Source organism: Necropsobacter massiliensis, from assembly GCF_000827595.2.
Lineage (GTDB): Bacteria > Pseudomonadota > Gammaproteobacteria > Enterobacterales > Pasteurellaceae > Necropsobacter > Necropsobacter massiliensis.
Window position 1 is genome coordinate 92,634 of the sequence record NZ_LN776186.1, and the last position, 9,344, is coordinate 101,977.

Here is a 9,344-nt window from a genome sequence, read left to right on the forward strand (position 1 = left end):
CAAACAAGAAATTTGTGTTGAATCGGCAACGCATAATTACACCGCCGCCGATTTTTTATTACAGTTGAGAGGTAAAATTCGGCAGCCAGTCTTCGGCATATTGTTCCTGATCATCGACTTGCAGAACATCAATTTTTAAAGAAGAGCAAATTTGCACCGCACTTTGTTGTTTCAGACTTCGCTCTACCGTATCTACGGCATAACAGAAGGTATCGTAATCGGAATTGCCTAGCCCGACTACGGCAAAACGCAAACCGGATAAATCCGGACGTTGAGCGGCTATTTGATTAAACAATGGTTTTAGGTTATCGGGCAATTCGCCTGCGCCGTGGGTTGAGGTAACGATCAGCCAAATATCGCGCTCGCTGATGTCGTCGAGATGCGCACCATGGATCAATTGAGTAAAAAAACCCTGTTGTTGTAGCACATCGTGTAGACGTTCTGCCACATATTCCGCGCCGCCAAGTGTGCTGCCGCTGATAATACAGATTTTCGTTGTCATACTTACTCCTAAAAAATAAGGCTTAGATTATCACCTAAGCCTTGCATTTGTAATGGGTAAAATTGTTTTTATACGTTATCGATACGACCTAACAAAGAACGTAAACGTTCCTGCCAGTTATTATGTTCGCTTTTAAGCTGTTCGTTTTCATTGCGCAGATTGTGGCATTCTTGTTGCGCCTGAGTGTTTTTTTCTTTTAATTCTTCTACTTCCAGCTGGAGTAATTGAATGGTTTCAACTGCTTGTTTAATTTTCTCTTCCAGTTGATCTAAAATTTCTAGTGACATAGTAAATTTCCTCTGAGTGTCTCTGTGAATGTGGCGCTATTTTACCTTAGTTCAGGATGATTGTTAAAGCCTTGGATTAAATTTCTGCTTACCATAACATATTTTTTATAACGGATTTAAAAATTCGCGGAAATTTTTTATTTTTGATAGAGCAACCGTTTGCGCGGTGCTAGAATAGGCGGGATTTTTTGTCGGTTAACCATTTAAAAGGATAAGAGAATGAACAGAGCATTAGCCATTGAATTTTCAAGAGTAACAGAAGCGGCGGCATTAGCGGGCTTTGCTTGGCTGGGGCGCGGTGATAAGAACGCGGCGGATGATGCCGCCGTGCAGGCAATGCGATTAATGCTGAATCAGATTGAAATGGCGGGCGAAATCGTCATCGGTGAAGGCGAAATCGACGAAGCCCCGATGCTGTATATCGGCGAAAAAATCGGCAGCGGAAAAGGCGCGGAGGTTTCTATCGCGGTTGATCCGATTGAAGGCACCCGAATGACCGCAATGGGTCAGGCAAATGCCTTATCGGTGTTGGCGGCTGGCGGCAAGGATACCTTTTTGCGCGCGCCGGATATGTATATGGAAAAACTGGTTGTCGGACCGGAAGCCAAAGGTATGATCGATTTAAATTTGCCGCTGGAACAAAATCTGCGCCGCGTTGCCTCCAAAATGGGCAAATTACTTTCCCAGTTGACCGTAATTACGCTGGATAAACCCCGTCATGCCGAGATAATTAAACAAATGCAACGGCTTGGGGTTAAAGTGTTGGCGATTCCCGACGGCGATGTGGCGGCGTCAATTTTATGCTGTTTACCAGACGGCGGGGCGGATATGCTGTACGGTATCGGCGGTGCACCGGAAGGCGTGGTGGCGGCAGCGGCGATCCGCGCATTGGGCGGGGAAATGCAGGCACGCTTGATTCCACGTCATCAGGTCAAAGGCAGCTCACCGGACAATCAGGCGATTGCCGCCGATGAAATCCGTCGCTGTAAAGAAATGGGGATTGAAGTTAACCTAGTGCTTAAGCTGGAAGATTTGGTACGTGATGACAACTTAGTATTTTCCGCCACCGGAATTACCAACGGCGATTTATTACGCGGCATTCACCGTCGTGGTAATCTGGCGACCACAGAAACCTTGCTGATTCGCGGTCGCTCACGCACGATTCGACGGATTCAATCCACCCATTATTTAGACAGAAAAGACACCGCACTTTACCGCTTAATCGGTGCCTGACGACCGATTAATCCTTATCTTACACAGCCGCGCCCATTGCCGGCTGTTTTTTTATTAAAAAGTGCGGTTAATTTTTGTGGCATTTTGTGCGATGCGGGCAAACAAGCGAAAAGCCTAAGTTGCACACCGAATACTTATTAAAAACTAGCGAAATTTTAACCGCACTTTAACCTTAGCCAATGACACAAAAATTTGCTATAATCCGCACAATTTTTATTAATAAAAACAGAGAAATTGTATGTCAGATAATACTCCTGAAAACTACGGCGCCAACAGCATTAAAGTGCTGAAAGGGCTGGATGCGGTACGTAAACGTCCCGGTATGTATATTGGCGATACCGACGACGGTACAGGCTTACATCACATGGTATTCGAAGTGGTGGATAACGCCATTGATGAAGCGCTGGCAGGCTACTGTAAAGATATTATCGTGACCATTCACGGCGATAATTCCGTCTCGGTGCAAGATGACGGGCGCGGAATTCCGGTGGATATTCATCCGGAGGAAGGTGTGTCGGCGGCGCAGGTAATTATGACCGTGCTGCATGCTGGCGGTAAATTTGACGATAATTCTTATAAAGTGTCCGGCGGTTTGCATGGTGTCGGGGTATCGGTGGTTAATGCGCTGTCGGATAAATTGCAGCTGACCATTCGCCGTCAAGGACATGTACATGAACAGTTCTATCATTTAGGCGAACCGCAGGCGCCGTTGGCGATTATCGGCGAGACACAACAAACCGGAACCTCGGTGCGTTTCTGGCCAAGTCCGACAATTTTCAATAATATTGAATTTGAATACGATATTTTGGCAAAACGTCTGCGTGAACTGTCTTTCCTCAATTCCGGCGTTTCTATCAAATTATTTGATAAGCGTAGCGACAAGCAAGATCATTTCCACTATGAAGGCGGCATTCAAGCGTTTGTTGAATATCTGAATAAAAACAAAAATCCGATTCACCAAAAACCGTTTTATTTTTCCACCGAAAAAGACGGCGTCGGCGTGGAAGTGGCGCTGCAATGGAACGAAGGTTATCAAGCGGAGAACATTCATTGCTTTACTAACAATATTCCGCAGCGCGACGGCGGTACGCATCTGGCGGGGTTCCGCAGTGCGCTGACCCGCACGCTGAACGCTTATATGGATAAAGCCGGGTTGAATAAAAAAGGCAAAAGCGATAAAGACAAAGTGGAAACCTCCGGTGACGATGCGCGCGAAGGCTTGGTGGCGATTATCTCAGTAAAAGTGCCGGATCCGAAATTTTCCTCGCAAACCAAAGATAAACTGGTTTCTTCCGAAGTGAAAGGTGCGGTGGAATCGGCAATGAACGAGCGCTTACAAGAATATTTGGAAGAAAATCCGAATGATGCAAAAATCATTGCCGGTAAAATCGTTGATGCCGCCCGCGCCCGTGAAGCGGCACGTAAAGCGCGAGAAATGACCCGCCGCAAAGGCGCATTGGATATTGCCGGTCTGCCGGGTAAATTGGCGGACTGTCAGGAACGGGATCCGGCGCTGTCTGAGCTGTATCTGGTGGAGGGGGACTCTGCTGGCGGTTCAGCAAAACAAGGGCGCAACCGTAAAAATCAGGCGATTTTACCGTTAAAAGGTAAAATTCTTAACGTAGAAAAGGCGCGTTTTGACAAAATGCTGTCTTCGCAAGAAGTGGGCACGCTGATTACTGCGCTGGGCTGCGGGATCGGGCGTGACGAATATAATCCGGATAAATTGCGTTATCACAGCATTGTCATTATGACCGATGCGGATGTGGACGGCGCGCATATCAGTACTTTGCTGCTCACTTTCTTCTATCGTCAAATGCCGGAACTGATTGAACGCGGTCATGTGTATATCGCACAACCGCCGCTGTATAAAGTGAAAAAAGGTAAAAACGAAGAATATATCAAAGACGACGAAGCCATGGCGCAATATGAGCTGAACCTTGCGCTGGACGGCGCCTCTTTGCATATTAACCAAAATGCACCAGCGATGAACGGCGCGGCGTTGGAAAAACTGGTAGCGGAATACAATGCAGTATTGCGCATGATCAGCCGTTTATCCCGTCATTATCCGGAAAATGTACTGAAAGAACTGATTTATCATCCGCTGCTTAGCACCGAACTTATGCAGCAGCAAAGTGCGGTGGATTTTTGGGCGAAATCTCTGGTTGAAAAACTGACCGAAAAAGAAAGCGGCGGCAATCATTACCGTTATCAGCTCCTGTTTAACAGCGAACGGCATTTGCACGAAGTGGTATTGACCGTGCGCACTCACGGTATCGATACCGATTATGCGCTGAATTTCCAGTTTGCCAACGGCAACGAATATGCGCGCATTATCAAACTCGGCAATCAACTGAATGGATTATTGGAAACTGGCGCTTATGTGGCGCGTGGTGAACGCCAGTATGCAGTAAATTCATTTGAACAGGCGGTGGATTGGCTAGTGAAAGAATCGCGTCGCGGTTTAATGGTACAGCGCTATAAAGGACTGGGCGAAATGAATCCAGAACAACTATGGGAAACCACCATGGATCCGGAAGCTCGCACTATGTTGAAAGTCACCATTAAAGACGCCGTTGCTGCCGACCAGCTGTTTACCACGCTAATGGGCGATGAAGTCGAACCGCGCCGCGAATTTATCGAAGCCAATGCGCTGAGAGCTAATCTGGATATTTAATTTATTTTCCTCCTAATTGATGACCGTACCTCAAAAGTGCGGTCATTTTTTTAGTGCAGTTAGGTGTAGATTTTAGTGTTGTAGCTATCAGCGTTACTTAATGCTTGTTTTTTAACGCACTAAATAATTTCCCATCTCACCCTAAACAAATGCTCAACTCGGCTATTTTGTTTTAGCTGAGCAAATATTTTATCTATATTTTCATCACGCTGTTTTTCAATATCGTCCTCAACCTGATCAATATTTTTTCGTAAAAGGCTTTGCTTACGCTCTAAGTCACGAACATTTTTTTCACATTCAGCGAGTTGCTCCAAATTGGTCGCGTTTCTCCTATCTCGTATTGCTTCCTGAATTTTTTGCTTCATTTCCTTAATTTCTTCTTGCACAGCTTTCTTTTTGTCCTCCGCCCATTTATCCAACCGTTCGCTTTCAGCTTTTAAAAGTGCGGTTTGTATTTCGCTATGTTCCCCCATTTTGCCCTTAATCGCTTGTTCGGCATTGGCTTTTAAATCTTCGGGTAACTTTTGATTCAAGCCATTTTCAACCGCAGCGACGCTTAATAATTTGCGGCAAAAATCATCGTCTAGCCATTCGCCATCGTCAGTTTTGGCGGTGAACACCAGCATTTCTTGTGTTTGATTTTCACCATAAAAACCTAATTTATCCAACCAAAGCCAGCCTGATTTACCTTGCTTGTTGGCAAGTACAGATAATTTGGTGAGATGGTTGCTGTAATCAAATTGTAAACTTGCCACAGGTGTGTCTGTTTGCACACATTGCGTTAAGCACCATTCGCCCAAAGCGTGATTAAGACGGTAATCTAAGCCTGTTTGCTCGTCTTTTTTCTGTAAGCAATAACGTCCGCATTCGACTCCACGAATCGGCGATTGTCTGAGATAAAAGGCTTTTTGCTGCTCGTCAAAATCAGCATAATTTTTCAGGGCAAAGCGGCTGGCAGCCCAAAAGTAACGGCTGGTTTTATCAAGCAATTTTTGACTTTCCAAAAGATGCCCTTTTAAGCGTTCGTGGACATCTTCGTCAAAATTATCCAATAATTGGGATTTTGCCTGAGCCATTGCCGCTTTGATTTCATCGTCCATTTCTTGTTGCAGCTGGTCAAAGGCTTGCTTGATTTCGCTTGATGTACGGCAGCTGTCGTAAATATGGGCGATGCGTTTTTCAAAATCCAAGCCTGTTTCAATTCGCCCCAAAATTTCATCGGATGCGCCAAATACGCCGTCGAACAGTTGGAATTTTTCGCTCAGCAATTCCAACACACGCTGATCCGCTTCGTTGCGTTGGTTTAAGAAATTCACCACTACCACGTCAAACTGCTGTCCGTAACGATGGCAACGCCCAATGCGTTGTTCCACCCGCTGCGGATTCCACGGCAAATCATAGTTGATCAACAACGAACAAAATTGCAAGTTTACCCCTTCGCTGGCGGCTTCGGTGGCAAGCATAATTTGCGCTTCGTCTTTAAAGTAATCAATTAACGCCGTGCGTTTATCCACCTGCGCCGAGCCTGTGATTTTGCTTTCATTATTTTTATCCGCTAGCCAATTTGCATAAATTTGACGGGCGTGTTCGTGGTTATTGCTGCCTGAAAAGCTCACGATTTTGTCTTGGTAGCCATTGGCACACAAAAAATCATACAAATAGGCTTGCGTACGCACACTTTCAGTAAAAATAATCGCTTTTTGTGCTGCACCAAATGTCGTCATTTTTTCAAAACCTGTTTGCAAGGCTGTTAAAAGTGCGGTCGCTTTGCTGTCATTTTTTAGCCTGTTGGTTTGGGCAAGAAAGCCTTCAATTTGAGCAATTTCATCATTTAAAAGCGCGTGATTAAAGGCGAGTTCCGCTTGTGCTTCGCCATCATCTTCGGCTAAATCTTCGCTTAATTCACCGTCAAAATCGCTTTCAACGTGTTTTAACTCTGCCAACAAATCCGCTTCGGCTTGCTGTTCTTTTAAAGCATAAAGCCGTTTTAAAATAATGCTTAGCGTATCCGCCACCGCATAAGGGCTGGAAGCCAGCAGTTTGCGCAAAATCAAACCAATCAAATGCCGCTGCCGCTTTGGCAGGGCAATGCTTTCTTCTTTGCCGATAAAATCAGAAATCGCTTGATAAAGCGTTTGTTCTTCATCGCTTGGATAGAAATTTTGCGTGATCGTGTGCCGCTTGGTGTAGCGGATATATTCCAACACGTCCGCTCGCAAGGTGCGTTTCACCACCGTTTTTAAGCGGTCTTTCAAATCGCCCAAATTATTGCTTTGGCTGACAAACTTACGGCGGAACACTTTTTCATCGCCAAACAGATGTTCGTCTAAAAGCGTCGATAAGCCGTAGAGTTCCATCAAACTATTTTGTAGCGGCGTTGCCGTGAGCAGCAATTTTTTGCGTTCATTAAAGGCAATTTTTAACGCTTGTCCCATTTTATTGCTTTGGCGGTGGGCATTACGCAATTTGTGTGCTTCATCAATCACCACACAATCCCACAATTCACCCGCAAAATTATCCGCCAGTTTTGTCGCATATTGATAAGAAATCACCACAATTCGCTTGCCCAAATTTTCACGCAAAAAATCAGGTAGATTATCGCCATATTCCCGTTTGAGCAACGATTTCTCCAAAATCACGCAAGGCAGCCCAAACTTATCCGCCAATTCATTCGCCCATTGCTTACGCAAAATGGCAGGGCAAATTACCAACAGCTTACGTTTGCGTTCCGCCCAAAGCTGACACAATACAAGCCCTGCTTCTACGGTTTTCCCCAAACCCACTTCGTCCGCCAACAATACGCCACGATTAAGCGGATTTTTTAAGGCAAAGAGTGCGGCGTCAATTTGATGCGGATTTAAATCCACTTTCGCATTAAATAAACCTTGCGAAATACGCTCCACGCCCAAATCGCTTTGGCAGAGAATTTCAGTTGCAAAATATTTTGCTTGATGTGGTGTGATGTGCATTATTTGTCCCCTAACATCATGTCAAACATCAGTTTTAAATAAACCTTACTTTCGTCCATAAACAAAATATGTTTGTTTTTAAACATTTCGTCTGTCCAGCCACTGAAATTGTGTAAATCTCGTTGTGCCGTTGCCGATAAAATAAAAGCGGATAATTCAGGCTGCCTGATGTTCAAGTTTTGGGCAAAACGTTGCAACTCTTCGTGCAAGCCAAATTTTGGATCAGATTGTTCCATATTACGAATGCCTTTCGGATCAATCAAAGATAGCCACTGTTCGCCCGTTTTACCATCCACCAGCCAAAGCAAGAAATCAGGATAAAAATTGCCTGCCAATGCAAAGCCCAAACCTTTGGTTTTGTTTGCGGCATTTCTCAATAAATACACATCTTTGCTTTGCGTCCATTTATGCAAATTGCCGTTGTCTTTGGCTTCAATTAAATGATGAAGCAGCGTCCATTCGCTTTCGGCGTTTACAGCCAATGGCTGAATATTAAACGGCAAGTCTTGGCGTTCCAAACAAGCAAAAATCGGCGCAAACAAATGTCCATCAAAACAAAGCATTTGCAAGCCATTATCGCCACCAAACACAGGCTCTACACCGTTTTGCAATAAATTTAAACCCTTTGCCAGCTGTTCTAACTTCGTTTTAATCGCATTGCCATCGTCATTATCAGGCAGCTCAAACTGATATTTTTCCAGCATTGAACCGTTTTCTTCGGTAACTTCCACCACTTCATAATGCTCGCCTTCATACGCCGCTTTTAGCCGCTCATAAAACTGTTTACTGTATTCTTTTAACAAATCAATCAAAATTTCTTGTTGCAAGGCAATGTGCGAAAAGCTGTCCACTTTTAACGCAGCTTTCGGCATATACAGCGTGTACCAATGATTTTGCTCGGCAAATTGGCGAAGTTTTGTTTTGTCTAAACGCAAGTTGTACCACGTTTTTTCGTGTTTAACTGCTTGAACAGCAAGATAAATCTTATCCCAATCAAAAAAATCAAACAAAGCCATATTGAGCTTGACTTCTTGGCGTTGCTCAAACTGGCTTTTGGCGATTGCTGTGCCTTTTGAAGCCACACTTTGCACTTTTGGATAGCGATCTAAGGCAATATGAATTTCTTTTAGCTTACCTTGCCATTTTTCTGGCACTTCAAATAAATAAATGCCTTTTTCTTGGCGTTTAAACGACATTTTGCGATTGCCTTTTACTTCATCTTTTAGTTTCAAGGTTTTCAGTTTTATTGCAGGCAGCCGTTTTTGTACAGGAAAATCCAGCGTCAGCATTTCATCTGGCGTAACAATATCTTCCGCTGCCAAATAATTACGGAAAGTTTCCATATAGTCGGCGTTAATACCGAAAATATTGAGTGTTTCTAATTTGTCTAAAAACAGATTTTTGGGGCGTTCATTCGGCAGCGAACGTTTAAGCGACCAATCTCTGCCTTTGAGCCGCACGCCACGCCCAAACAGCTGGATAATTTGGCTGCCTTCGCCTTTGCCCATATTCAGTAAACCCATTGTACAAACACGCCAGCTAGACCAACCTTCGGTAAACTTACGCGAACCAATCAAAATATTGACAGGCGATGTTTTTTGGCACTGTTGCAAAGTTAGCGATGAGGCAGCCTTTTGTCTTATTCAAAGGCCTTACATTTCAAAAACTCTGCTTAC

General features: G+C 44.4%; 6 protein-coding genes. 2 read left to right on the forward strand and 4 right to left on the reverse strand.

Annotated features, from left to right (window positions below):
• Nucleotides 1-58: 58 nt before the first annotated feature.
• Nucleotides 59-502, reverse strand: a complete 444-nt coding sequence (mioC, locus tag BN3349_RS07505) for an FMN-binding protein MioC (RefSeq protein ID WP_040976721.1) — start codon at nucleotides 500-502, stop codon at nucleotides 59-61.
• Nucleotides 503-570: 68 nt separating this feature from the next.
• Nucleotides 571-789 carry a cell division protein ZapB gene (locus BN3349_RS07510; RefSeq protein ID WP_032107875.1) on the reverse strand — a complete coding sequence of 73 codons (219 nt, stop codon included), beginning with the start codon at nucleotides 787-789 and terminating at the stop codon, nucleotides 571-573.
• Between the two features lie 219 nt (nucleotides 790-1,008).
• Between BN3349_RS07510 and glpX the strand changes: the two genes are divergently transcribed.
• Complete coding sequence (gene glpX, locus BN3349_RS07515) at nucleotides 1,009-2,022, forward strand: class II fructose-bisphosphatase (RefSeq protein WP_040976722.1); 1,014 nt, start codon at nucleotides 1,009-1,011, stop codon at nucleotides 2,020-2,022.
• A gap of 238 nt (nucleotides 2,023-2,260) precedes the next feature.
• Complete coding sequence (gene gyrB, locus BN3349_RS07520) at nucleotides 2,261-4,699, forward strand: DNA topoisomerase (ATP-hydrolyzing) subunit B (protein WP_040976723.1); 2,439 nt, start codon at nucleotides 2,261-2,263, stop codon at nucleotides 4,697-4,699.
• A 119-nt stretch (nucleotides 4,700-4,818) separates the two neighbouring features.
• On the opposite strand, the gene BN3349_RS07525 is transcribed toward gyrB, so the two are convergent.
• On the reverse strand, nucleotides 4,819-7,668 hold the full coding sequence (locus BN3349_RS07525) for an SNF2-related protein (RefSeq protein ID WP_040976724.1): 2,850 nt from the start codon (nucleotides 7,666-7,668) through the stop codon (nucleotides 4,819-4,821).
• Complete coding sequence (locus BN3349_RS07530) at nucleotides 7,668-9,191, reverse strand: hypothetical protein (protein ID WP_245853766.1); 1,524 nt, start codon at nucleotides 9,189-9,191, stop codon at nucleotides 7,668-7,670. The genes BN3349_RS07525 and BN3349_RS07530 overlap by 1 nt, the downstream gene beginning before the upstream one ends.
• Nucleotides 9,192-9,344 lie beyond the last annotated feature (153 nt).